This is a genomic window from Idiomarina zobellii (assembly GCF_900100855.1).
Lineage (GTDB): Bacteria > Pseudomonadota > Gammaproteobacteria > Enterobacterales > Alteromonadaceae > Idiomarina > Idiomarina zobellii.
Genome location: NZ_FNCB01000002.1, coordinates 201,705 through 226,992, shown reverse-complemented (window position 1 = coordinate 226,992; position 25,288 = coordinate 201,705). Strand labels below are relative to the sequence as shown.

Sequence of the window (25,288 nt, the reverse complement as noted above, 5' to 3'; positions counted from 1 at the left end):
TTGGCCAGTCCTTTGCAAAACCGTCTTGTCGGTACCTTAATACTTGTCGCTTTAGCGGTAATTATTATTCCTGAAGTACTGGATGGTAAAAAAGAGCAGCCGGTCGACCCCATCGAAACCATACCTTTGAAGCCTGAGTCTGAAGAGGCTTTGCAGCAGCCTAACGCAATGTCTGACGACTTGATTGCGGAACCTGTAGAAGAAGTGTCACAGCAAGAAGACACTGAGGTGACAGCAGAGTCCGCCGAGCCTATCGCCGAAGATAAAGGACTTAAAGCGCCTCCCAGAGAGCCGGTCGAAGCAGAAATTGACGGTAAAGCCTGGGTTATTCAACTCGGTGCTTTTAGTAAAGAAGACAGCGTCAGAAAGCTTGTTGAACAGCTTAGAGATAGAGGTTACGCGGCTTACTCAGAAAAGTCAGCCAGTGGGAAAATAACTCGGCTGCTTGTGGGACCTGATACCTCTGAAGCGGAGCTTCAAAAACAACTGGCTCCACTGAAAGAATTGACGGGACTGGACGGCAAAATAATGACGTACAAGCCGTAAAAAAGTGCAATATGTGTGTAAAAGACTCACAATTATGCACCTGTTCTGTTAAAATCCACGCCGTCTTTTGCGCAGCAAATGTGAGTGCTTATGGTCTGGATTGACTATGCCATTATCATCGTTATTGGCCTGTCCTCAGTAATTAGCTTGGTTAGGGGCTTTGTCAAAGAAGCAGTGTCCCTGGCAATTTGGATATCTGCATTTTTCATCGCCAGTTATTTTTACCAAGACTTAGCTGTTTACTTCACTGGCATTGAGCAGCCTATGCTCAGAAACGCCGCCGCCATAGCCGCTTTGTTTGTTGCGACGCTGATTATTGGCGCAATTCTTAACTACATTATTTCAAAACTGGTTCAACACACTGGGTTATCTGGAACAGACAGGGTGCTGGGGCTGGTTTTTGGTGCGCTCAGAGGTTTGCTCATTGTTAGCGCATTATTGTTTTTTATCGACTCATTTACGCCGCTATCGTCCAGCGAGTGGTGGCAAAATTCGTTACTCATTCCTCATTTTGGACTCTTTATTCAATGGTTCTTCAGTTACCTGGAGAACAGCTCGAGTTTTTTAGTCCCTCAACCTGTATAGAATGGTGAAAAGACATGTGTGGTATTGTTGGTATTGTTGGTAAGCAACCGGTTAACCAAGCACTTTATGATGGTTTAACCATGCTTCAGCATCGGGGGCAGGATGCCGCAGGCATAATGACCGTTGATGAGCACAATACATTACGTTTGCGCAAGGCAAACGGCTTGGTCCGGGATGTTTTCCATACCCGTCATATGCACCGTTTATCCGGTACTGTAGGTATCGGTCATGTTCGCTACCCAACGGCAGGAAGTTCAAGCTCTGCAGAGGCTCAACCGTTTTATGTGAACTCACCGTTTGGTATTGCTATGGCACATAATGGCAACCTAACAAACGCAACCGATGTCCACGAGCACTTGTTTAAAACAGCCCGTCGCCACATTAATACCACGTCAGATTCAGAGATTTTACTGAACGTCTTTGCTAATGAACTGGATAAAAACGATAGCTTAACGCTGAATGACGACGATATTTTCAGAACGGTTACTGCTGTTCATCGAAAAGTTCGTGGCGCGTATGCGGTCGTTGCAATGATCATTGGACATGGTTTGGTTGCCTTCCGTGACCCATGGGGCATTCGACCTCTGGCGCTGGGTAAGCGCGATACAGATGAGGGAGAAGAGTACATTGTAGCCTCTGAAAGTGTCGCTATTGACGGTACAGGGTTTAAATACGTGCGCGATGTTGAGCCAGGCGAAGCGATTTTTATAACTAACGACGGTAAGCTTTATTCGCGTCAATGTGCGGACAAGCCAATGCATTGTCCATGTATTTTCGAATACGTCTACTTTGCCCGCCCTGACTCGTTCATCGACGGTATTTCGGTTTATGCCAGTCGTGTCAATATGGGCCGTAAACTGGGTGAAAAACTGAAACGCGATTATGCCGACTTAGATATCGATGTCGTTATTCCTATCCCGGAAACAAGCTGTGATATTGCTCTGGAAATTGCCAGTGTGCTTGATTTGCCGTATCGCCAGGGTTTTGTGAAAAACCGCTACATTGGCCGCACGTTCATTATGCCGGGACAAACGCAGCGTCGTAAGTCGGTTCGTCGTAAACTCAACGCAATTAGTGCTGAGTTTAAAGGCAAGAACGTCTTGTTAGTAGATGACTCTATCGTGCGTGGCACAACCTCTGAGCAGATTATTGAAATGGCTCGTGAGGCGGGCGCTAAAAAGGTGTATTTTGCATCAGCAGCGCCTGAAATTCGTTTCCCGAATGTTTATGGTATTGATATGCCGAGCGCAAACGAGCTAATTGGGCATGGTCGTGAAGCTATCGAAATTCGCGACATGATTAAGGCTGACGGTTTAATTTATCAAGACCTTGATGACTTAGTCGCCGCAGTAGGTGAAGAAAATACGTCAATTAAACGTTTTGAAACCTCGGTATTTAGTGGTGAGTATGTCACGGGTGATGTAAACCAAGAGTACCTGGACAAGTTACATGCTGCTCGCAATGATACGGCAAGAGCGGAGCGAGAAGGCTCTGAAGACGCGAACTTAGAGTTGCATAACGATAACGACTAATTTGGCTGCTTAGAGCATTTAACGCAATTAAAAAGGGCGCTGAGGAATACTCCCAGCGCCCTTTTGTATGGAAGTTCAATGTGAACTAGTCACGTTGGAACGCGTAGACTGAACCTAACTTCATAATTTGAGTTAACTCATCCAAAGCGGCGCGAGATTCTTCTAATAAGGCTGGATCTTTTAAGTCATCGACCGCTAATTCATCGCGATAGTGTTTATTAACCCATTGGTTCAAACGGTCAAACAGCGCGTCCGACATTAAGCAATTCTGATTTGCTGCCGCAATTTCTTCGTCGTTCATGGCTACACGTAGGCGCAGACATGCTGGGCCACCACCGTTGCGCATACTCTGCTTTACGTCAAAGAACCTCACGTGCTTAATAGGACCGCCTTGGCTGACAAGACCTTCCAGGTAACTTTTTACACGTGGGTTCTCTTCACATTCTGTTGGCGCAATAATTGTCATTTCGCCGTTAGGCGGCGTGATGAGCTGAGTGTTAAACAGGTAAGTGCTTACGGCATCCTCTACGCTTACATCGTCAGTTGCTACTTTAATAAAGTGTAGCTCGCCTTCGTTGCCGAATTTTTTCTGAATTTCAGCCAGTTTAGTGTCGGTATCTGCGAAAGCTTGTTCGTGGTAGAAAAGGACATTCTGGTTACCGACAGCAATGACGTCATTATGGAAAACCCCTTGGTCAATAACATCGGGGTTTTGCTGTATAAATACGGTGTTATCTTCGCTCAGGCCGTGCAAGCGAGCAATAGCCTGTGATGCTTCCAGAGTTTGACGTGCCGGATAGCGTTTAGGCGCAGGCTTCGAGCTGTCAAATGCATGGCGACCATAAACAAATACCTCGACGCCGGCATGGCCGTACTCATTACATAAACGAGTGTGGTTTGCTGCACCTTCATCACCAAAATGTTCGTTATCAGGCAAGTGTTTATGGTGTTCGAAGTAGCGAGAATTTTCGAACATGGCTTGTAGTATGCGGCCGCTGGTTTCAGGCTCTAATGAACGGTGATATTTGTTGGTCAAATTAGCCGGTGTAAAGTGAACTTTGCCGTTAGCAGTATCAGCGCTTGGCGATACTGTTGCTGCGTTGGCGGTCCACATACTGGATGCCGAGCACACCGCCTGAAAAATAGCGGGAGCTTCAGAGGCGGCTTTATAAAGCACTTCAGCGTCAGTTCCAGTAAACCCTAAGCGACGCAATGCGTGCGTGTCAGGACGCTCTTGTGGCGCAAGAACACCTTGTTTCATCCCCATATCGTGCAACGCCTTCATTTTTTGCAAGCCTTGCAATGCCGCATCTTTTGGACTGGATGACGCTTTAGCATTTGCTAAAGACGCGACATTACCAAAAGACAGTCCGGCGTAATTATGGGTTGGGCCGACTAAGCCGTCGTAGTTGACTTCAAAGTGTTCCATGCTCACTAGGGATTACTCCTGCACGTTGTGTGCACCTGCTCATTGAATTTGTGACACATTATACTGTTTTAAAATGCCCTTGAAAGCCTTTATTTTAAAGCCTTTGCTAAGGCCCCGCTTGTTTTGACTGAATATTTAATTTGTGCGAATTTTTATCAAAAAGCACCAATCATGGTTGTTTCTCGTAACGATAACCGATATACCTAAAAAAGGCCGCTGAAGAACAATTGCCCTTGTAATTTATATCTTTAGCACGTATATACACGGTCATCTATAACAAGAGAACGATTATTCTATGGCTAAATCGCTCGTCATTGTCGAGTCTCCGGCAAAAGCCAAAACCATTAATAAGTATCTGGGTAAGGACTTTGTGGTTAAGTCCAGCGTTGGTCACGTACGTGATCTGCCAACGCGTGCGACTGAAACGGTTAAAAGCAAGCCGGCAGCAGAAGTTCGCAAAATGTCGCCTGAAGCAAAAGCGAAGTATCAGAAAGAGCGTGACTATAAACGCTTGATAGCTCGCATGGGTATCGACCCGGAAAATGACTGGGAAGCCCATTACGAAGTACTTCAGGGAAAAGAGAAAGTCGTTAAAGAGCTCAAGCAACTGGCGAAAAAGTCAGACGAAATTATTCTCGCAACGGATTTGGACCGCGAGGGGGAGGCAATTGCCTGGCACTTGCGGGAATTAATTGGTGGCGAGGACGACCGCTTTAAGCGTGTGGTATTTAACGAAATTACCAAAAACGCCATTCAGGAAGCGTTTAAACACCCGGCACAATTAAATACTGATCGTGTGAATGCTCAACAGACACGGCGCTTCCTCGACCGTGTCGTTGGTTTTATGGTGTCGCCGCTATTGTGGAAAAAGGTTGCAAGAGGTTTGTCCGCCGGGCGCGTACAGTCAGTCGCTGTGCGTTTAGTGGTTGAGCGCGAGCGCGAAATTAAAGCCTTTGTACCGGAAGAATATTGGGACGTTTATGCTGATTTAGCCAGCACTGCAAGCGATAAGCTACGTATGCAGGTTATTAAAGAAGCCGGCAAAAACTTCCGCCCGGTTAATGAAGAAGAAACCAATAAAGCATTAAACTTACTAAAAGGTGCGGATTACGAGATAACTTCTCGTGAAGATAAGCCGACTTCCAGCAAGCCTGGTGCGCCTTTTATTACGTCGACCTTGCAACAGGCGGCTAGTACGCGGCTAGGGTTTGGCGTTAAAAAGACAATGATGATGGCTCAGCGGTTGTATGAAGCGGGGCATATCACCTATATGCGTACCGACTCGACGAACCTAAGCTCAGAAGCAGTTAATGCATGTCGGGGGCTTATTGAAAGTGAGTTCGGCAAAAAGTATTTGCCGGAGTCGCCTAATCGTTATGGTGCAAAAAGTAACGCACAGGAAGCCCACGAAGCGATACGCCCATCAGATGTTGCTATTAAAGCGTCGTCTTTGTCGTCAATGGAACGAGATGCTCAGCGCCTTTACGAGTTGATTTGGCGCCAATTTGTCGCTTGTCAGATGACGCCAGCTAAGTACGACAGCACGACATTAATCGCTACGGCCGGGGATTTTGAATTGAAAGCTCGCGGTCGGGTTATGCGCTTCCCGGGCTGGACAAAAGTGATGCCACCTTCATCGAAAAAGGACGGTGATACGAACTTACCGGACTTGAAAAAAGGTGATTCACTGACACTTGAGCACTTAGAGCCAGAGCAACACTTCACGAAGCCTCCGGCACGGTACAGTGAAGCATCCTTGGTTAAAGAGTTAGAAAAGCGCGGCATTGGCCGACCTTCAACCTACGCGTCTATTATTTCGACCATTCAGGACCGCGGTTACGTGCGTGTAGAAAACCGTCGTTTCTTTGCTGAGAAGATGGGCGAAATTGTCAATGACCGCTTGATAGAAAACTTCACTGAGCTGATGAATTACAATTTTACTGCCGAAATGGAACAGGCGCTTGATGACATTGCGGCCGGTAAGCGTAATTGGAAAGAAACGCTGGACAGCTTTTATGAAGACTTCAAGCAGCGGCTGGAAAAGGCGGAGCTTGACCCCGAAGAAGGAGGCATGCGCGCAAACAGTGTGGTGCTGACCGATATTGATTGCCCGGAATGTGGGCGCAAAATGGGCATTCGTACCGCATCAACGGGTGTGTTTCTTGGTTGCTCTGGTTATAACCTGCCACCGAAAGAACGCTGCACTAAGACAATTAACCTGACACCTGGTGAAGAAGCCATAGAAGTCAGTGACGAAGAAGAGCGGGAAACAGAAGCTCTGCGTGCTAAGAAGCGCTGCCCGAAATGCGGTACCGCTATGGACAGCTATTTAATTGATGAACAACGCAAGTTGCACGTGTGTGGTAACAACCCAACCTGCGACGGGCAGTTACTCGAACGCGGAAAATTCCGCATTAAAGGGTATGACGGTCCGACTATTGAATGCGATAAGTGCGGCTCTGAAATGCAGCTTAAAAATGGGCGTTTCGGTAAGTACTTCGGTTGTACCAATAGTGAGTGCAAGAACACACGTAAGTTACTTAGAAATGGCGAGCCTGCACCACCAAAAGAAGACCCGGTACCGTTACCCGAATTACCTTGCGAAGACTCCGACGCATATTTTGTTTTGCGAGACGGAGCCTCGGGTATTTTCTTATCGGCAAATACCTTTCCGAAGTCGCGCGAAACTCGTGCGGTAACGGTAAAAGAGTTAGCTCGCTTCAAAGAGCGCTTGCCTAAGAAGTTTCTGTATCTTGCTGAGGCACCGCAAGAGGATGACGACGGTAATGATGCCATTGTTCGCTTCTCACGTAAGAATAAAGAGCAATACGTAGTCACTGAGGTGAACAAGAAGCAAACGGGCTGGAAAGCCTTTTATCGCGACGGTAAGTGGGTCGTTGACGCTAAGTAGTTAAACACTGACAAGCGGATACTCAGTTGGCTAATAGCCTTACTGAGTTAACCTCTCGTATAATGCGCGGGTGTCAAAGGTAAGACACCGCACGTTGGACACGGAGGTCCCATGTTATCGTCTAAGTCAGACATAGCACTTCCCGCTGCTTCCTCAGCAGCGGGTTTTTCTTTTCCAGAACACACAGAGCAAAAGCGCAGCTTGGGGCAGGCGAGTATCGAACTCATTGTTGTTTGGCCGATACTTGTTACCTTTGTCTTTTTGGTTGTTCAGGCGCTTATTATTTGGTGGTCTCAGCAGACCTTAACCGTTGCTAATCAATATACGGTTCGAGCGGGAGCGATTAACCATGGAGACTATCAAACCATGGTGACGACATTAGTGTCAGGAATGGCAGGTTTAGAGCCTCAGCTCGACCAAGACAACCTTGCATACGCAACAACTCTGGCTATTGCTAAGCAGCGTTTCCACTTCACACGCTTTGCTCAGCTAGACATTTTATCTCCGACACCACAGGATTTTCGCGAGTATTCGGAAGAGCGCTGGGACTACGATTTAGAGCGGGATGTTACGGAAATAGCGGTGGATCATTATCATGCTCGGTACGACGAAAACACACCGGCTGAATGGCACGAGGCGAGGGTGTTAAAAATACGGACAGACTGGTGCCTGCCATTAAAAATTCCTTTTGTCGCTGAAATGCTGAGCTCTGCACAAGGTTTCTTAGATAATTCAACGGCCGTTCGTTACTGCAAGCTGAGGGAAGGTATGAGTGACTACCCTTTATGGGCGTTAACGGATACCGCCCAGCACTCTTTGCAGAGCGGCTTCCGTCGTTAGTGGTTGAACTAATCTCGTTTGTCGTGATAGTCGACACAGGCCTGGAGTGTATTCTCGATGAGCGAAGCCACCGTCATTGGTCCGACGCCACCAGGCACAGGGGTGATCCAACCGGCGCGCTCTGCCGCCGGTTCAAATTCGATATCGCCAGTTAAACGTCCGTCGGGTAAGCGGTTCATACCCACATCAATAACTATAGCGCCCGGTTTCACCCACTCTCCCGGAATGAAGTCGGGCTTACCAACGGCAACAACCAGAATGTCCGCACGCTTAACATGTTCCGATAAATCATTGGTGAAGCGGTGACAAACAGTGGTTGTTGCACCCGCTAATAATAACTCCAGGCTCATTGGACGGCCGACAATGTTAGAGGCACCGACAACAACCGCATTGAGCCCATGTAAGTCAACTTGCGTATGCTCTAGCAAAGTTATAATGCCTTTGGGTGTGCACGGACGTAATGCGGGAATGCGTTGTGACAGACGACCTACATTGAAAGGGTGAAAACCATCGACGTCTTTATCGGGGCGAATTCTCTCTAAAATAGGTGTTGCATCAAGGCCCGCAGGTAACGGTAATTGAACCAGAATACCGTCGATGTCGTTGTCGTCGTTCAGTTGGTCTATTAAAGCCTCAAGCTTTTCCTGAGTGGTTGTCGCTGGTAAGTCATAAGCAAATGAACGGAAACCAACCTCTTCGCAAGCACGCCGCTTATTGCCAACGTAAACTTCCGAAGCTGGGTCAGCGCCGACCAATACAACGGCTAAACCTGGTGCTCTTAGACCGGACTGAAGTCTTTCCTGAACTTGCTGTTTGACCGACTGGCGCACGGCACTGGCGATTGCTTTTCCATCAATAATTTGAGCTGACATAACGAGATTCCAAACCTGAGAGAATTCAAGACGATATAGGCTGTTTATTGTAACGTTATTTCATCGTTAATGTCACCGATTGTTGGATAACTCAACAGGTTGTTTTAAAAGTAGCCAGTCGAGCGCTATTCCGGAAAAAAAGTTTGACGCTGGCATAATCAGCAGGTAATATTCGCCCCCGTTGTCAGCTAGCAATAACTATTTACACGCTGGTTGTGACAGGGCTTTCAGAGAGTTCGGCGAGTAGCGCAGTTTGGTAGCGCACTTGGTTTGGGTCCAAGGGGTCGCTGGTTCGAATCCAGTCTCGCCGACCATTCTCTTGACGGCAGCGTAAGGTTCGAAGTGCGCCCGTAGCTCAGCTGGATAGAGCAACGGCCTTCTAAGCCGTCGGTCGCAGGTTCGAATCCTGCCGGGTGCGCCAGAACGCGCCAAAGAAAATCACTCAGTGGTGGGTGTAGCTCAGTTGGTAGAGCCCCGGATTGTGATTCCGGTTGTCGTGGGTTCAAGTCCCATCATCCACCCCATTTCTTATTTTCCCTTATTAGTTCGGCGAGTAGCGCAGTTTGGTAGCGCACTTGGTTTGGGTCCAAGGGGTCGCTGGTTCGAATCCAGTCTCGCCGACCATCATTTCCCTTGATCATATCTCCAGATAGTTGCGTAATGCGTCAATAAGACTAAGCTTATTAGTATCGTTGCTATAAATGGAGGGCATTACCATGGCAGACTTTGAAACCTGTATGCGCAATCCAGCAGGCACTTTCGGCCAACCAGAAGATGTGATCAACCGCACTGACTTTAGCAAACAGCAGAAATTAAAAATTTTGAAGCAGTGGCGTTACGATGAATACGAAACCGAAGTGGCTGACCAGGAAAACATGGGTGGTGACAAACCAGACAAACTGGGCGAAATTAATAACTTAATTCTACAATTAGAAGAGTAATTTATTAAGAACGCGCGCAGTTGCGTGCGTTCTCCTCGTTTTTTAACAATACCCTCTCGACTCTTAGCTGCCACCTCGCTATAATGCTGCGTCATTTTTAAAGGTCAACGCCGTTGCCGTATCTCATTTTTATAATGATAAACAGATGCGAGTGACATTCATTGATTGAAACCGAGGTAATGAAGCAATGCAGGTTTCTGTAGAGACAACTCAAGGTTTAGAACGCCGCGTGACAATCACTGTCCCGGCAGATGCAATTGATAGCGAAGTAAAACGCTTATTAAAAGAAGAATACCGTCACCGCCGTGTGAACGGTTTCCGTAAGGGCAAAATTCCACCAAATGTTTTACAAAAAATGTTTGGTCGTGAAGCGCGTTCACGCGCAGCTTCAAGCGTCATGCAGAGCAAATATTTTGAAGCGGTAATGCAGGAAAAGTTAAACCCTGCCGGCGCGCCTGCAATTGAACCTAAAGTCAATGAGCCAGGTAAAGATCTTGAATTTACCGCAACTTTTGAAGTCTACCCAGAAGTTGAAGTGAAAGACTTAGACAAAGTTAAAGTCGAAAAGCCTGCGGTTGAAGTAACTGACAAAGACGTTGATAACATGCTTGAAACGTTGCAAAAGCAACACGCAAGCTGGAAAGAAGTTAAGCGTAAGTCTAAGAAGGGTGACCAAGTCACTATGGACTTCGTTGGCTCAATCGACGGTGAAGAATTCGAAGGCGGTAAAGCTGACGACTTCGCTTTGGAATTAGGCGAAGGCCGTATGATTCCAGGCTTTGAAGACCAAATTAAAGGTATTAAAGCTGGCGAAGAAAAGACCATTGAAGTCACTTTCCCGGAAGACTACCACGCAGAAAACTTAAAAGGTAAAGACGCTCAGTTCGTGGTTACTGCTAAGAAAGTTGAAGAGCGTGAACTGCCTGAACTGAACGACGAATTCGTCGCTATGTTCGGTGTGAAAGAAGGTGGCGTAGAAGCATTGAAAGAAGAAGTTCGTAAAAACATGGAACGCGAACTGAAAAATGCAGTTAAGTCTAAGGTCAAAGAGCAAGTGCTGAAAGGCCTTGTTGAAACCAACGACGTTGACATGCCAAAAGCAATGATTGATCAGGAAATTGATCAACTGCGTAAGCAGGCTGCACAGCGCTTTGGCGGTAATGCAGACCAAATGCCTGAACTTCCGGCAGAGCTGTTCGAAGAGCAGGCGAAAGAGCGTGTTAAAGTTGGCTTGTTGTTAGGCGAAGTTATTCGTTCAAACGAACTTAAAGCTGACGATGAGAAAGTGGACGAAATTATTGCTACTGCAGCATCAGCGTATGAAGATCCGCAGGAAGTTATTGAGTACTACAAGTCTAATAACGATATGATGCAGCAAGTTCGTAACTTAGCGTTAGAAGAGCAAGCAATCGATTTAGTTTTGGAAAAAGCGTCGGTCAAAGAGAAAAAAGCAAGCTTTGACGACATTATGAATCCAAAACAACAATAATGTCAGCGTGAGTCCTTGACGGGGCACGCTACAGCTTGGTTTAATGGCTCGTATGACCTCATACGAGCCATTTTTATTTCAGGAGCTTTATAAAACATGTCGAGCGATATTCAGGATCCTATGGCACAGCTAGTCCCTATGGTTGTCGAGCAGACATCAAAAGGGGAGCGCTCTTATGATATTTATTCGCGCTTACTAAAAGAGCGCGTTATTTTTTGTTGTGGTCAGGTAGAAGACCACATGGCTAATCTTATTGTGGCTCAGCTTTTATTCTTAGAATCTGACAACCCGGATAAAGATATTTACCTTTATATCAACTCACCCGGTGGTGTTGTAACGGCGGGTATGGCGATTTACGACACAATGCGTTTTATCAAGCCTGACGTGAGCACAGTTTGCATGGGACAAGCGGCCAGTATGGGCGCATTTTTGCTTGCTGGCGGGGCGAAAGGTAAGCGTTACTGCCTACCTAACTCTCGCGTTATGATTCACCAACCTCTTGGTGGTTTCCAGGGGCAGGCATCAGACTTCGAAATTCATGCGAAGCAAATTTTGGATCTGAAAGAGCGCTTGAACCGTATGTTAGCTGAGAACACCGGGCAAGATTACGAAAAAGTGGCAAGAGACACTGATCGTGACCACTTCTTAGCAGCTGAAGAAGCTGTTGATTATGGCCTGGTTGATGGCATTTTAAGTCAACGCGGCGAAGAAGCCTAAGTTGTATTTGTGGTAGGAGAGTAGAATGACGGATAAGTCCAAAGGTGACGAAGATAAGCCGCTATATTGCACATTCTGCGGTAAAAGCCAGCATGAAGTGAAAAAGCTGATTGCCGGACCGTCTGTGTTTATTTGTGATGAATGCGTAGAGCTTTGTAACGATATTCTCAAAGAAGAAATTCATCAGCTTGCTCCGGTACCCGATCAGGAAGAGCTACCGGTACCGAAAGCGATAAGAAAGCATTTGGACGACTACGTTATTGGTCAGGACCGCGCCAAGAAAGTGTTATCGGTTGCCGTTTATAACCATTACAAACGCTTGCGCAACTCGGGCAAAGGGAAAGACCAGGTTGAACTAGGCAAGAGTAATATTTTGCTGATAGGTCCGACGGGGTCGGGTAAAACTTTCCTCGCGGAGACGTTAGCTCGTTATTTGGATGTGCCATTTACCATGGCGGATGCAACCACGCTGACAGAAGCCGGTTATGTGGGTGAAGATGTTGAAAACATCATCCAGAAGCTGCTGCAAAAATGCGACTATGACGTCGAGAAAGCTGAGCGCGGTATTGTTTACATTGACGAAATTGACAAAATTTCGCGTAAGTCTGAGAACCCGTCTATTACTCGTGATGTCAGTGGTGAAGGCGTGCAACAGGCATTGCTTAAGCTAATTGAGGGCACCGTGGCGTCGGTACCACCACAAGGCGGACGTAAGCATCCACAACAGGAGTTTTTGCAGGTCGACACCTCAAAAATCTTGTTTATTTGTGGTGGCGCATTTGCAGGCCTAAACAAAGTTATCGAACAACGCTTGTCGACCGGGACAGGTATTGGCTTTGGTGCGGAAGTTAAAAGCAAAGAGCAGAGTAAAGAAGGTGAAATTATTGCTCAGGTAGAGCCGGAAGATCTGGTTCGTTATGGCTTGATTCCTGAGTTTATTGGTCGCCTGCCAGTCGTTGCTACGCTTGATGAGCTGGACGAAGCTGCGTTGGTTGAAATACTTAAAGAGCCTAAAAACGCACTAACGAAGCAATACGCGGCGTTGTTCGACATGGAAGACGTTGAGCTAGAATTCCGTGACGACGCACTAAGAGCGATTGCTAAGAAAGCAATGGCCCGTAAAACAGGTGCTCGCGGCTTGCGTTCAATTGTTGAAAGCGTACTGCTAAGTACAATGTACGATTTGCCGTCAATTGAGGGTGTTGTCAAAGTGGTCGTCGATGAGTCGGTTATTGCCGGTGAGTCTGACCCTATTCTGATTTACGCGAATCAGAAGAAGGACAAGCAAGCATCGGGCGAATAGCTTAAATTGCGTTAAAAGTAATCAAAAAAAGGGCCGTTTGGCCCTTTTTTTCTGTTAAGGATTGAACTTTAGCCGAAAGACCGCATATAACAGAGTAAACCAAGGTCGGGAGAAAAGATTAATGAGCGAAGAACGCACCGAACAATTAACGATGCCAGTTCTGCCGTTGCGAGATGTAGTGGTTTACCCGCATATGGTAATTCCACTTTTTGTGGGCAGGGAAAAATCAATCCGCTGCCTGCAAGCTGCCATGGACGCAGATAAGCAGGTCTTTTTGGCCGCACAAAAAGACGCCTCAATAGACGAGCCGGAAAAAGACGACATATATCAGGTTGGCACCGTTGCAACCATTTTGCAGCTGCTGAAGCTGCCTGACGGTACCGTGAAGGTGCTGGTAGAAGGTAAACAGCGCGCTCAGTTAGATGAATTGAAAGACAGTGAAGAATACTTTGAAGCGAATATTCATTATCTGGCCGCTGAAGCTTTGTCTGAGAAAGAAGAAGAGGTGCTGATTCGTTCAGCATTGAATCAGTTTGAAGGCTACGTCAAACTTAACAAGAAAATTCCGCCGGAAGTGCTGACATCGCTGTCCGGTATTGAAGATTTAGATCGCCTGGCTGATACCATGGCTGCGCATATGCCGCTGAAGCTAGCAGAAAAGCAAGCGGTGCTGGAAATTACCGACGTGCGTGAACGTATCGAGCACCTAATGGCTCTGATGGAAGGCGAAATTGATATTCTCCAGGTTGAAAAGCGCATTCGCAGTCGCGTGAAAAAACAAATGGAGAAGAGCCAGCGTGAGTATTATTTGAATGAGCAAATGAAAGCCATTCAGAAAGAGCTGGGTGAAAGCGAAGACGGCGTTGATGAATTTGAGCAGCTGCAACAGAAAATAGACGATGCTCAGATGCCGGCGGAGGCGAAGAAGAAGACCGAAGCCGAGTTGCAAAAGCTTAAAATGATGTCACCAATGTCTGCCGAAGCGACAGTAGTGCGTGGCTATATTGACTGGATGGTGTCAGTACCCTGGAAAAAACGCTCGCGTATTAAGAAAGATTTGGCGAATGCTGAGAAAATTCTCGATGCCGATCATTATGGTCTGGAAAAGGTTAAAGAGCGCATCATTGAATACCTGGCGGTTCAGCAGCGCACGACTAAAGTGAAAGGCGCAATATTGTGCTTAGTCGGTCCTCCGGGGGTTGGCAAGACGTCTTTAGGGCAGTCGATAGCGAAAGCAACAGGTCGTCAGTATGTTCGTATGGCTTTAGGTGGCGTCCGTGACGAAGCCGAAATTCGTGGCCACCGCCGTACGTATATTGGTTCGATGCCAGGCAAACTCATTCAGAAAATGTCGAAAGTAGGGGTTCGCAACCCGTTATTCCTGCTGGACGAAATTGATAAAATGTCTGCGGATATGCGTGGCGACCCAGCTTCAGCCTTGTTGGAAGTGCTGGATCCAGAGCAAAACGTGAACTTTAACGACCATTATCTGGAAGTTGATTACGATCTTTCAGACGTTATGTTTGTGGCCACGTCAAACAGTATGAACATTCCTGCGCCGTTACTGGATCGCATGGAAGTTATTCGCTTATCGGGCTATACCGAAGACGAAAAGCTGAATATCGCAAAACGTCATTTACTGCCGAAACAAATTGAGCGTAACGGACTTAAGAAAAAAGAAATTACCGTTGAGGATAGTGCGATTATTGGCATTATTCGTTATTACACACGCGAAGCGGGTGTTCGTAACCTTGAGCGAGAACTGTCGCGTCTGTGCCGCAAAGCGGTCAAAACGATTCTGCTCGACAAGTCGATAACCCATGTTGAAATTAACGGCGATAACCTAAGTGACTACTTAGGTGTGCAGCGCTTCGACTACGGAAAAGCAGAAGAGGCTAATCAAGTGGGTCAAGTTACAGGTCTCGCGTGGACAGAAGTCGGTGGTGACTTGCTTACCATTGAGGCTACTAACGTAGCGGGTAAAGGCAAAACCACCAGTACCGGTTCATTGGGTGATGTTATGCAGGAGTCCATACAAACAGCATTGACCGTTGTGCGGAGTCGTGCAGACAAGCTGGGTATTGCCGAGGATTTCCATGAAAAACGCGATATTCACGTTCACGTGCCTGAAGGAGCAACACCTAAAGATGGACCAAGCGCTGGTATTGCCATGGTAACGGCTATGGTGTCATCGCTAACGGGTAAACCTGTACGCTCTGATGTGGCTATGACCGGTGAAATTACACTACGTGGCGAAGTATTGGCTATCGGTGGTTTAAAAGAAAAGCTGTTAGCAGCGCATCGGGGTGGTATTAAACACGTTTTGATTCCAAAAGATAATGAGCGTGATTTAAAAGAAATAGCTGACAACGTCAAAGAGGACTTGGTTATCCAGCCGGTCAAGTGGATAGACGAAGTACTTGATGTGGCTTTGGTGAAGGACTAATTTAAGCCTTAATACTAAAGTCATATTCGAACGGTAGAATGCGGCCTGCAGGTGCGAATTTAGCCCTCAGACCGCATTTTTTCGTTAAAAAGTGCGTAAAAAGGGTTTTCAATCTGTAAGACTGTGGTAGCCTAAGGTTCATAGCTACTTCTGAGGGGACTCTCAGAGGAGCTGGGAAAGAAAGACGTTCGGTAATAAACGTGCTTGAACAATAATATCAACCTTGATATAAACGTTGTCGGCCCATTTAAAACCGAATGGAACCACGGAAACTTGATAATAACAATCTAAGGGGATGATACTGTGAACAAGTCTCAGCTTATTGACAAAATCGCGGCGGGTGCAGATATTTCTAAGGCTGCTGCTGGTCGTGCTCTGGACTCAATGATCGATGCAGTAACTGATGCTCTGAAAAAAGATGACCAAGTCGCATTAGTTGGCTTCGGTACATTTAGTGTACGTGAGCGCTCTGCTCGCACTGGTCGTAACCCACAAACTGGTGAGACCATTCAGATCGCTGCAGCTAAAGTACCTTCTTTCAAAGCAGGTAAAGCACTGAAAGACGCAGTAAACTAAGAAAGGCGCGTTAGCGCTTTTTTATTGAATTAAATAGTAACCCGGGGTTAAAAACCTCGGGTTATTTTTTATCTGAAGGGTGAGTTTTGCGACGAATCTACTTATAATGTCTCGTCGTTTTACCGGTAAATTAGGAAAGCCTTATTATGTTAGAGAGGATTCGGGAAGGTTCGCAGAGCTTTACTGCCAAAGCCATTCTGGTATTAATCATTCTAACTTTTGCTCTGGCAGGCGTTGGTGGCTATATTACCAGCGGCACAGAAGACGCTGTAGCAGAAGTTAACGGGGAAGAAATTCCTCAAAGTGCTTATGACAGAGCCTATGAAAATGAGCGGAGCCGCTTACAAGAGCAGTTCGGCGATATGTTTTCCGCTATCACTTCAGACCCCAACTACATGAACAACGTACGAAGTGGTGTGCTGGAGCAGCTTATCGACCAGGAGTTAATGAGACAGTACGCAGAGTCTCAGGGAATGCGCGTTGGTGCAGACCAGGTAAAAGCTGCTATTCGAGATATTCCCCAGTTCCGTACAGCCGGGCAGTTCGATAATGACATTTACTTAATGTCACTACGAAATGCGGGGTATACGCCGGAGTCTTTTGCCAACCTAATGCAACAGGACATGACACGTAACCAATTGTTGCGTGGGCTTGCCGGCAGTGAGTTCGTGCTTACGCCTGAAGCTTTAGCCTTTATGCGCTTACAAAGCCAAACGCGCTCAGGTGGTTTCCTGGTACTTAACAACGAAGACTTTGCTGACTCAGTTGAAGTGACTGACGCTGACGTGGAAAGCTTTTATCAACAAAATCAGGATATGTTCCGTACAGAGGAACAGCTGAGTGTTGCTTATGTTGAATTGTCGCTGGCCGACATTGAGCAGTCAGTCGACATTGCTGAAGAAGAAGTGCGCGAATATTATGAACAGCGCCAACAACAGTATACGACTGAAGAAGAGCGTCGTGTTTCTCATATTTTAGTTGAGCATGATACTGAAAATGCGCAACAAAAAGCTGAAGACGCACTTCAGGAACTGGAAAATGGAGCGGACTTTGCTGAAGTTGCTGAGTCCTATTCAGACGATACTTTCTCTGCTGAACAAGGTGGTGACCTTGACTGGATAGAGAGAGGCGTAATGGATGAAGATTTTGACAACGCTGCATTTGCGCTTGAGAACGTTGGTGATACTTCAGGTGTTGTTGAGACCAGCTTCGGCTACCACATTATTAAGCTGACCGACTTACGCGCAGGCTCTGTGACACCTTTTGAAGACGTCAAAGACGAAGTAGAGCAGCGGCTATTGGCTCAACAAGCGGAAGATCGTTATTTCGAGTTACAGCAACAGCTAGCGGAAATTTCGTTTGAGCAGCCTGACACGCTAGAGCCAGCAGCTGATGAGTTGGGTGTTGAGGTGAAGCGTACCGACTTATTTACTCGTGATCGCGCGCCGACACCGCTGAGTGACGATGTTGTGCTAAACAATATTTTCTCTGAACAGCTGATTGAAGAGAAGTTGAACAGTGAGATTATAGAAACCAGCGACGATCGCTCACTTGTCGTCCGCGTTACTGAGCATCAGCCAGAGCGTGTGAAAGATATGGCTGAGGTTCGTGATCAAATTGTCGAGCAATTGCGCGTAGAAAAGGCTCAGCAGTTAGCGTTACAGCAGGCTCAGGAGCAAGCAGAGGAGTGGCGCGCAGGGGCAGAGCCGGGTGAACAAGTAACTCTTGTTGATAGTATTCAGCGTAATAATCGCGACTACTCAAGTACATTAGTTCAGGAGTTATTCAAACTTACCCCTAATGACGATGGTAAACCGGTTTATGAGGCTGTCACATTGCCCAATGGGGATGCAGCTATCGTTGCGTTAACGTCGGTAACGGCGGGTAACCCAGACGAAGCTCAAATGGACGGTTTAAAAGAGCAGTTACAAAACCGCAAGGCTCAGGTAATGCTGCAGTCATTTATTGATACGTTAAAAGCGGATGCAGAAATTCGCAGAATGCGTCTTCAGTAAATTACGAATGTATCGAGAAATAAAGGCCCGGCGTAATAGCGCCGGGCTTTTTTATTGCTTAAGATGGGTATAGTTGCGGTAAAGTCGAGCTTTGTTGTTTTATGTTCATGCGACCTATTTGCTTTCTGACTTTCTGATAAAGCGTTTTACCTTCAGTCCATTTAGAGCTACTAGCGTTATAAAGAGAAGCCTGTAGCGGCTTTATTTCTTCCTCAATATTTAAACGCTTAGCAACCTCAGCAAGACTATTAAAAGAACCATCCAAATGCGTTTTAGCCCAGTTGATAAGGCTCTCTTGTGCTGCTTTCGCATCGTTGTTTTTGCAGGCTTTCTGGAAGTCCTGCCATGACCTACTGCGGTTCAAATTATCTGCGCTTTCAGGCTTAACGGTTTTCTCCTGGCTTTTAACGCTTTTGCGTTTAATTAGCAGGTACAGGTTAAGCAGCAACGAAATAACTAAGCCGGCAGTTAAGGCAATAATGACCCAAACGGGTACTAATGGTTTAGAGGCAACAGTATTGATGTCCTGCTTCGCGGAGGTGTTTGCAGCTTTCTCGTTTGCAGTGTCTGGCCTGCTGTCAGTCGGCGCAGCCTCAGCGATATCGCTTTGCGTCATACCGGCAGGCATGATCACAGGCAGTGTCATATTATCCGTTTTAGCGATTGTCCGTTGCTGAGTCTTGGTGTTAAACCAGGGCAGTGTAAACTCAGGAATGACTAAATCCCCGGCTTGTTCCGGTACGAGCGCAAAACTGACGGTTTTTTGAGAAATAACCACACCATTTCGAGTGAAACTGTCGGTTTCATCGTTGTCTGGATATACCCTGAAACTGCTCGGAAAGTCCGGAGCTATTTCTGGCAATTGCTCAGGTTTAACCCCTACAGCCGTCAGCATATAAGACAATGTAATAGGCTCTCCTGCTTTATACTCGTCTTGCTCCGGACTTATTGACGCCGATAAGCTGACCAACTCGCTGGGTAACCAGTGTCCGGTCCATGAGTCCGGTACGGGTAGCACATTAACGTCAATGCCTTCGGCTATTGCACTAACCGGCTGGGTGTTTGAAAAAGAGGAAAAGATTGAGCGCTGTCCCTGAGTAAAGACTTCACCGTCAAAACGAGCGCCGGGTATGGTTATAGAGCCTGACTTGTTAGGCGTTATTTGATAAACGCGCTGGTAAACTTTATAACGGCGACCGTTGACCATTTGTGTGCTTTCTTCGTCGCGGCCTATCTGTTGCACATCGGCATTGTCGACCTGAGGCGGCACCAGGTTACCTTTATTTAAGTCGGCAGCCAGAAACAGTCGGGCAATATAGGTAATTGGCTGCTGGAAATAGACATTGGTTGAATCTACCTGGGCTTCGATAAAGGCAATTCTCTGTTCGGTGTCACTGTCTGTGCCTTGTTTAAGTACCTGCAAATTAATTGGTTTAGACGACACTCCCTTAATAGTAATTTCCGGAATGGTGTACTCGCCGGGAGACTGTGGAATAAGCACCGTGGTAAAGCGTGTTTGTTTACTTAAGCTACCGTTTATCATTGAGGTTTGACGGCTGACAGAAGTGCGACCGACGACAAAGTCCTGCAGCAGCTTAGACGCCTCAAATGCATTATTTGATACGTCATCGTTAACCGTGACAGTCAGCACAAAAGACTCGTTTGCGGTCACCGGGTTTCTGTCGACCGTTGCTGTTACCTCAGTTACATCAGCGCTTGCGACTCCACTGAATAGTATGAGTAAAACAACGAGCAAGTTTACGGCTTTTACCATTTTTTCTTCTCTCCTTGTGGCTGAGAAGCTCTACGCTGGTTGCGGCGCTGGCTTTCCAATAACATCTTATTTCTTAGCAGTATGCTTGGATCATCCGGTACACGGTTCATCCATTGCTCTAATTGACGCGCTTTTTCAGGATCAATCTCGCCTTCTTTAAACTGAGCATTTTGTTGCTCTGCTTGAGCTTCAGCGTTGTCTTCTTGTTGCTTTCTTGCCTGCTCTTTCTCAGCTTTCTCTTGCTGACCCGGCTCTTGTTTATCTTGCTTCTGCTGTTGTTGAGAGTCTCTATTCTGGGGCTGTGACTGAGAATCTGAGTTGTCGCCTTGTTGGTTTTGTCCTTGGTTGTTGTTTTGGTTATTCCCCTGCTTATCATTCGATTGCTCAGAGTCTTTATCTGACTCTGAGTTTTCATCGCCTGATTCACCAGACTGCTCTTGTTGCTGCTTTTCTTGTAGCTTTTTCACAACGTCCAAATTCTCTTTGGCTTGTGGCCAGTCCGGTCGTTGCTCTAACGCTTGCTGGTAAGCTTCTGACGCTTGCTCAAATTGTTGTTCCTGAGCAAGTGCATTACCCCGGTTGAAGTGGGCTTCGGCCGAGTTATCTTTGGCAAAAGAATCTGCTGCTTCAGCATACTGGCCTTGTTTGTAAAGTGCAGCGCCTTTTCGAAGCGGGTCAGAACTTAGCTCGGATGCTCGCTCAAACTGCTTGTTCTGGTAAAGCTGTTGGGCACGCTGCTCGTTGTTTAAAAATAGCGAACTCAGTACGCCTTCAGAGTTATTCGGTTCAGCCTCCTGAGCATAGGCCTTGGGGCTGGATAACGACATTGGGATAGTTAATGCCAGTACAAGTGGTGTCAAAAGGGCGCCTTTACGCCAGCTTGCCAGTAATAAAGGCAAAATGAACAGTGCTACATAAGGACCCATATCTTTCCAGGCATCTCCCCGCTGTTGTTGCTGGTTGTCTTTACCTTCACGGCTAAGTGGCGGCAGAGCAGTGAGTGTATCAATGTCATCGTTAGTTGATGTCGCCTGCACAAAAACACCGTTAGTTATTTGTGCTAAGTCACTTAATCGGTCGGGAAATAATTTCGCTATGACGACCCGTCCGTTTTCTTTTACCAAGCTGCCATTAGTGTTTCGCACCGGGGCACCGTCTTCTGTGCCGACCCCTAAAATTGATACTCTGTGTTCAATATCGCGCAAGTAGTCTGTTAAAGGTTGCAAGTCGCGGCTGCTGATACCATCTGTTAACCAGTAAATATCGCCCTGAGGGTATCCGGCGTTTGCCAGAAGTTCGTTAGCAAGCTTCAGAGCGCGCAAGGGCTCACTCCCTTCCAATGGCATTATTGCCGGCGACAATGAGGGTATTAAGTTAATTAAGTTTCGGTTGTCCGCGGTTAACGGGCTAATGGTAAACGCGTCGTCGGCATAGGCAATTAAGCCCGTATCTCCGTCAAGACCGGAGCGCACTAGATCAATGGCTTTAAAACGCAACTGGGTCAGCCGGTTAGGCGTAACGTCTTCGGCTAACAGTGAAGGTGACATGTCCATAATAACCACCTGACCGGACTCTAACTGATAAACCGGTTGCGGCAGCTTTTCCCAAGTGGGTCCGGCAAGAGCCGCACTGGCAATAATTAGCATTAATGCGAGTCGGTGAATCGGCCAGCTGGATGCTTTGCCTCCTGAATTGACCAGCACCTTTGCTAAATGACCAGGAAGAAACTGATTCCATCCGGCTTCATGTTTATTTTGTCTAAGCAGTCGCCAGTACATAAGGGCAACAGGGAGCAAGGCAATAAGCCACCAGGGGCGAATAAAATGAAAGTCGCTCATTGTGACAACCTCCATGGCTTGTACCGACTTAGGGCAAGTGCAATTAAGGCAATAAAGCACAATGAAAGCGGCCAGTGGAATAAACTGACTCTGGGGCGAAGCTTCTGAGGGTCATCGTCCACAGGCTCCAGTTCATCCAGCAATGTATAAATATTTTCGAGCTCTTCGGTACTTCTGGCGCGGAAATATTCGCCGCCGGTTTCACGCGCTAACTTCTGCATTAAAGGTATGTCTAAATCACGGCTTGGGTTAACCCGGCGCTGCCCGAAAAAGCTATCAACGACCACTTCTTCCGCGCCAACGGCAATTGGGTAAATAGTGACGTCATAGCTTTTGGCCAGCTCTAGCGCTTGCTCTGGCGTCAGGTTGCCCGCTGTACTTTGACCATCGGTTAATAAAATGAGTACGCGGTTGGTTTCTTCGTCTTGCTGAAAGCGCTTAACTGCTAGGGCTATCGCATCACCAATGGCTGTTCTTTCACCAACCAGCCCAAGTACCGACTCATTCAACATTTGTGCAATAGTCTGTCGGTCATACGTCATTGGCGCCTGTAAATAAGCAGTGTCGCCAAATAAGATAAGCCCCAGGCGATCGCCTTCGCGACGTGTAATAAAGTCGCTAAGCACATGTTTGACCATCGACAGCCGGTCGACCGACTGGCCGTTAATTTCCATATCGGCAATTTCCATACTGCCCGACAAGTCCACTGCCAGCATCATTTCCCGACCTTCAGAGCGGGTGGCAACCGGCTCACCTAACCATTGTGGGCGAGCTGTCGCTGAAACGAGCGACACCCATGCAATGGCTAGCACCGTTAAGAAAAACCAGTGATTCTTTATGGTCTGTTGTTCACTGGACAGTCCATATAAATTGGGCAGCCGAATAGCCGAGCGGGTGTTTTTGCGAGCGGGTATTAACCACCAGACCAACGCCGGCAGTGGTAATAAAAGAAACATCCAGGGCCAGGCAAACTCAAACATTGTGCTCTCCCGGCATTTTACTCAGGTCTAACTGCAACCATTGGCAGCCAACTGCTTTGTATAGCTCACAAAATGCATTACTTGCTTGTCCGTATAGCTCACTATTAATGTCGTATTGCTGTAATTCTGCATTAAAGTGTTGCTGCGACTTTTCGCTCATACCTGAAAGTAAAAACGTGAGCCATTGTTGGCCGTGTAAGTTAGAAACCCTCTGCTGTGGGTAATACGCGAGCGCCACTTGTTTAAGCAGTAGGGTGACTTGCTCTGTGGTGGCTGGCGCTAATACCTTTAATTGCTTGTAGGCCTCCCGACGAGCCCGCGCCTTTAAGCGCCGTTGAATCAGCCAATAACTAATGAACGCTATAATTGCGATGAATAATAAGACGCTACCAAGGCTCCACCAGGTCGGTGGCCACCAACTGGCATCAGCCGGCGGAACAATGTCATTGAGCTGACTGAGCGATGCCTGCTGTATCATGAAATATCGCTCCACTGTACTTCAATAGGTTGTGCGCTGCTAACTGGTGTAAACAGCAACTGCCGGTTTGCAAAACTTTTTTCAAGCGCTTGCCAGTGGCTCTGGGCCGCGTTTGCGTACGTGTCTGTCTGACGTTTATTGGTTAAGTCGATATCCACTTGTTGCTTGCCATTAGACACCGCTAAAGGCTGGATGGAATGCCCCCGAGGAAGCGCTTTTTCCATTGGATCATAAACACCATAACAACGCACCAGATTATGTTTCGATAACACTTGTAGCCCATCAATAATGCTTTTGTCGACGTTATGAAAGTCACTGATAACATGAATAATACTGCCGGGCTTGACCAGTTGGCGTAATCGCTTCAGCGATTCAGACATGGGCTCTGCGGGTGTCGAGGCCTGTTTCTGCCAGCGTGTTAAACTGTCTTTACTCACGTCAACAAGACCGTGCAATAGCCGTAATACGCCTTGTTGGCGCGCCGCAGGTTTAAATTCGTTATGAAGCCAGCCGTTGCTAATGAGTCCGCCGACACGGTCACCTTTGTGCTGCGCTTGCCAGGCAATAGCTGCGGCAAGGTGCGCAGCCTGGACCGACTTAAATACAAACTCACTGCCAAATAGCTGAGATAATGACAAATCGACCCAAATGAACACGGGCTTCTCTTTTTCTTCCCGGTACAGCTTGGTATGAGCTTTACCGGTTCTGGCTGTCACGCGCCAGTCAATGGCACGAATATCGTCGCCGGCTTGATAATGCCTTACTTCATCAAACTCCATACCACGTCCCCGGACTTTACTGAGTAAAGGTCCGGACACCGTTGTTCGCGGCAGCGTTTTTTTATGTTTAGCAAAAGCGGCAATTTTACTGCGATAATACATTAGCTCCTGCATACCCAGCGAAATGCCGTCGGTATGCAGTTGTTTTAGCCATTGTGAAACGTCCAGTTGAGACATTATGGCGTTGGCACCAGTTTCAGTATTGTATCGATAACTTGATCGTGCGTGACGCCGTCAGCTTCAGCCTGATAACTCAGTATAATTCGATGGCGCAATACGTTATGGCAAATGGACATAATGTCGTCCGGAGTGACAAAGTCACGACCGGCCAACCAAGCTTGAGCTCGTGCGCAGCGCTCTAATGAAATAGTGGCACGCGGACTGGCGCCATAGCCAATCCATGAAGCCAGGGCGGCGTCATAATGCTGAGGTTGGCGAGTGGCGATAATTAACTGAACTAAATAATTCTCTACGGCGTCGTCCAGGTAAGCTTCCAGAACTTCTTTACGAGCATTGAATAAGTCTGCCTGTGTCAGCGGTTTGGGCGCCGGCATTTGCTCGTTGAGCGCTTCCCCGCGGGTCAGTCTTAGAATTTTTTGTTCGGTTTCTGCGTCAGGGTAGTCCAGCTTTAAATGCATTAAGAAGCGGTCTAATTGTGCCTCAGGAAGCGGATAGGTGCCTTCCTGCTCTAACGGGTTTTGTGTTGCCAGCACCATAAATAAGTCAGACAGCGGATAACTGCGTTGCCCCACGGTAATTTGGCGTTCAGCCATAGCCTCCAGTAGTGCAGACTGAACCTTGGCCGGAGCCCGGTTTATCTCATCCGCTAAAATCAAGTTATGGAACAAAGGACCTTGTTGGAACTCAAAAGTCCCGGTCTCGGGACGGTAAATATCCGTACCGGTCAAGTCAGCGGGTAGTAAGTCGGGAGTAAACTGAATACGGTGAAAATCGCCCTCAATGCCATTCGCTAAGCTCTGCACTGCGCGAGTTTTGGCAAGGCCTGGCGGTCCTTCCACCAATAAGTGTCCATCGGCTAATACCGCGATTAATAAATTACGGGTAAAGTCGGGTTGTCCCAGAACCTGCTGATTCAGGTAGTCTTGTAATTGTTGAAATGCTGTCGATGACATCTTGACTCCAGGCTGTCGAATCCGGTGAAAAGTGACTATGCTGTCAGTACCGTTATGCAATGACAGTAACAATGCTGTCTTTGTTCCGAATTTTCAATTGTATT

At 47.2% G+C, this 25,288-nt stretch carries 20 protein-coding genes and 4 tRNA genes; 16 read left to right on the top strand and 8 right to left on the bottom strand.

The genetic code is table 11. From position 1 onward, the window contains the following. The 3 genes from BLT32_RS03210 to purF all read left to right on the top strand — a co-directional run bounded on the left by BLT32_RS03210 (position 1) and on the right by purF (position 2,663). Positions 1-546 carry an SPOR domain-containing protein gene (locus tag BLT32_RS03210; protein WP_053953001.1) on the top strand — a complete coding sequence of 182 codons (546 nt, stop codon included), beginning with the start codon at positions 1-3 and terminating at the stop codon, positions 544-546. 90 nt (positions 547-636) lie between these two features. Beyond that, complete coding sequence (locus BLT32_RS03205) at positions 637-1,131, top strand: CvpA family protein (protein ID WP_053952856.1); 495 nt, start codon at positions 637-639, stop codon at positions 1,129-1,131. Between the two features lie 14 nt (positions 1,132-1,145). After that, the gene (gene purF / locus BLT32_RS03200; RefSeq protein ID WP_053952855.1) at positions 1,146-2,663 is read left to right on the top strand and encodes an amidophosphoribosyltransferase; all 1,518 of its coding nucleotides are present in this window, start codon (positions 1,146-1,148) and stop codon (positions 2,661-2,663) included. 85 nt (positions 2,664-2,748) lie between these two features. Here the strand turns inward: purF and astB are convergent, their stop codons facing one another. After that, positions 2,749-4,092, bottom strand: a complete 1,344-nt coding sequence (gene astB, locus BLT32_RS03195; protein ID WP_053952854.1) for an N-succinylarginine dihydrolase — start codon at positions 4,090-4,092, stop codon at positions 2,749-2,751. Between the two features lie 295 nt (positions 4,093-4,387). On the opposite strand from astB, the gene topA reads away from it, so the two are divergent. Next, entirely contained in the window at positions 4,388-7,003 is a 2,616-nt protein-coding gene (topA, locus tag BLT32_RS03190; protein ID WP_053952853.1) for a type I DNA topoisomerase, read from the top strand. Between the two features lie 111 nt (positions 7,004-7,114). Beyond that, positions 7,115-7,843 (top strand): TadE family protein, encoded by a 729-nt coding sequence (locus tag BLT32_RS03185; protein WP_053952852.1) that lies wholly within the window; start codon positions 7,115-7,117, stop codon positions 7,841-7,843. Between the two features lie 8 nt (positions 7,844-7,851). On the opposite strand, the gene folD is transcribed toward BLT32_RS03185, so the two are convergent. Then, positions 7,852-8,715, bottom strand: a complete 864-nt coding sequence (gene folD / locus BLT32_RS03180) for a bifunctional methylenetetrahydrofolate dehydrogenase/methenyltetrahydrofolate cyclohydrolase FolD (protein WP_053952851.1) — start codon at positions 8,713-8,715, stop codon at positions 7,852-7,854. Positions 8,716-8,952: 237 nt separating this feature from the next. On the opposite strand from folD, the gene BLT32_RS03175 reads away from it, so the two are divergent. The 11 genes from BLT32_RS03175 to BLT32_RS03125 all read left to right on the top strand — a co-directional run bounded on the left by BLT32_RS03175 (position 8,953) and on the right by BLT32_RS03125 (position 18,202). Further along, a tRNA-Pro gene (locus BLT32_RS03175) sits at positions 8,953-9,029 on the top strand. Positions 9,030-9,059: 30 nt separating this feature from the next. Then, positions 9,060-9,136, top strand: a tRNA-Arg gene (locus tag BLT32_RS03170). Positions 9,137-9,163: 27 nt separating this feature from the next. Further along, positions 9,164-9,239 (top strand) — tRNA-His (locus tag BLT32_RS03165). Positions 9,240-9,262: 23 nt separating this feature from the next. After that, positions 9,263-9,339: transfer RNA gene (locus BLT32_RS03160), tRNA-Pro, on the top strand. Between the two features lie 92 nt (positions 9,340-9,431). After that, positions 9,432-9,656 carry a hypothetical protein gene (locus tag BLT32_RS03155; RefSeq protein ID WP_053952850.1) on the top strand — a complete coding sequence of 75 codons (225 nt, stop codon included), beginning with the start codon at positions 9,432-9,434 and terminating at the stop codon, positions 9,654-9,656. 187 nt (positions 9,657-9,843) lie between these two features. Continuing rightward, positions 9,844-11,145, top strand: coding sequence for a trigger factor (gene tig / locus BLT32_RS03150; RefSeq protein ID WP_053952849.1), 1,302 nt, complete (start codon positions 9,844-9,846; stop codon positions 11,143-11,145). A 96-nt stretch (positions 11,146-11,241) separates the two neighbouring features. Then, positions 11,242-11,862: an ATP-dependent Clp endopeptidase proteolytic subunit ClpP gene (clpP, locus tag BLT32_RS03145; protein ID WP_053952848.1), complete on the top strand. Its 621-nt coding sequence runs from the start codon at positions 11,242-11,244 to the stop codon at positions 11,860-11,862. 25 nt (positions 11,863-11,887) lie between these two features. Continuing rightward, a complete protein-coding gene (clpX, locus tag BLT32_RS03140) occupies positions 11,888-13,165 on the top strand; it encodes an ATP-dependent protease ATP-binding subunit ClpX (RefSeq protein WP_053952847.1) in 1,278 nt (425 codons plus the stop codon). A gap of 121 nt (positions 13,166-13,286) precedes the next feature. Further along, positions 13,287-15,611 carry an endopeptidase La gene (lon, locus tag BLT32_RS03135; RefSeq protein WP_053952846.1) on the top strand — a complete coding sequence of 775 codons (2,325 nt, stop codon included), beginning with the start codon at positions 13,287-13,289 and terminating at the stop codon, positions 15,609-15,611. A gap of 303 nt (positions 15,612-15,914) precedes the next feature. Continuing rightward, positions 15,915-16,187, top strand: a complete 273-nt coding sequence (gene hupB, locus BLT32_RS03130; RefSeq protein WP_011234253.1) for a nucleoid-associated protein HU-beta — start codon at positions 15,915-15,917, stop codon at positions 16,185-16,187. A 146-nt stretch (positions 16,188-16,333) separates the two neighbouring features. Further along, the gene (locus BLT32_RS03125) at positions 16,334-18,202 is read left to right on the top strand and encodes a SurA N-terminal domain-containing protein (protein ID WP_053952845.1); all 1,869 of its coding nucleotides are present in this window, start codon (positions 16,334-16,336) and stop codon (positions 18,200-18,202) included. A gap of 58 nt (positions 18,203-18,260) precedes the next feature. On the opposite strand, the gene BLT32_RS03120 is transcribed toward BLT32_RS03125, so the two are convergent. Genes BLT32_RS03120 through BLT32_RS03095 form a run of 6 tightly spaced genes read right to left on the bottom strand, consistent with a single transcriptional unit; the run spans position 18,261 to position 25,184 of the window. Continuing rightward, positions 18,261-19,976: a BatD family protein gene (locus BLT32_RS03120; protein ID WP_053952844.1), complete on the bottom strand. Its 1,716-nt coding sequence runs from the start codon at positions 19,974-19,976 to the stop codon at positions 18,261-18,263. Further along, positions 19,970-21,814: a vWA domain-containing protein gene (locus BLT32_RS03115; protein ID WP_053952843.1), complete on the bottom strand. Its 1,845-nt coding sequence runs from the start codon at positions 21,812-21,814 to the stop codon at positions 19,970-19,972. The genes BLT32_RS03120 and BLT32_RS03115 overlap by 7 nt, the downstream gene beginning before the upstream one ends. Beyond that, on the bottom strand, positions 21,811-22,794 hold the full coding sequence (locus BLT32_RS03110; protein ID WP_053952842.1) for a vWA domain-containing protein: 984 nt from the start codon (positions 22,792-22,794) through the stop codon (positions 21,811-21,813). Before BLT32_RS03110 ends, BLT32_RS03115 begins: the two co-directional genes overlap by 4 nt. Continuing rightward, entirely contained in the window at positions 22,787-23,272 is a 486-nt protein-coding gene (locus BLT32_RS03105; protein WP_053952841.1) for a DUF4381 domain-containing protein, read from the bottom strand. The genes BLT32_RS03110 and BLT32_RS03105 overlap by 8 nt, the downstream gene beginning before the upstream one ends. Beyond that, a complete protein-coding gene (locus tag BLT32_RS03100) occupies positions 23,269-24,228 on the bottom strand; it encodes a DUF58 domain-containing protein (protein ID WP_053952840.1) in 960 nt (319 codons plus the stop codon). Before BLT32_RS03100 ends, BLT32_RS03105 begins: the two co-directional genes overlap by 4 nt. Continuing rightward, positions 24,228-25,184, bottom strand: coding sequence for an AAA family ATPase (locus BLT32_RS03095; RefSeq protein WP_053952839.1), 957 nt, complete (start codon positions 25,182-25,184; stop codon positions 24,228-24,230). Before BLT32_RS03095 ends, BLT32_RS03100 begins: the two co-directional genes overlap by 1 nt. Positions 25,185-25,288: the final 104 nt, after the last annotated feature.